General features: G+C 58.7%; 1 protein-coding gene. It reads left to right on the forward strand.

Translation table 11 applies throughout. From position 1 onward, the window contains the following. Window positions 1-286: 286 nt before the first annotated feature. The coding region (locus tag D3H34_RS34130; protein ID WP_147400639.1) for a hypothetical protein at window positions 287-579 on the forward strand (293 nt) is incomplete at its 3' end.

The following is a 579-nucleotide window of genomic DNA, read 5'->3' on the forward strand; positions in this document are numbered from 1 at the left end:
GGCCCTCGCGCTTTGTTCGGGGACGGGACCCGCGATCCACTTCCTTTCTTCTGGCAGCGATGCCGATGGCAGGTCGCCTGTTGTCGACAGCCACTCTGGATGTGTTGTAGGGGTGATCAGCCATGTGTACGGGAAGTTTGTTCCGGGGCATTGGCTTCGCTACAGCTGGGTTCCCGCAGAAATAGCACGCCAAGTCGCTGCGCGGCTGGGGTGCGCCTTGGAGCTATTCGCGTGCGTAGAGGCGGCCCGTGGCTCAGAAACTTTGAATGCATAGGAGGAGGTAAGAGTGCAAGAGACCATAGGCGAAGATCCGATCGGTTCGTGGGAACAACTTAAGGGCCATCTGAAGCGGTATATCCAATCCGCATTCGGCACCGATTCGCCATCTTTTGAGGCCGAACGCGAAGCGCTTCTCAATACTCCTGGCGTGTTATTCCAGGAGCCGTATCTTGAGCTACTGCCCTCCTATGTGACTGCCAAGACCCTCAGCGCTCTCGACGGAGTGGACTTGCCCGGTTTGGATGAAGCGGCAAGGCAGGGATTCATCGCATTGGCGGGAGCGGGGCTCATGCCCGCTCG

This window comes from Acidovorax cavernicola, assembly GCF_003581445.1.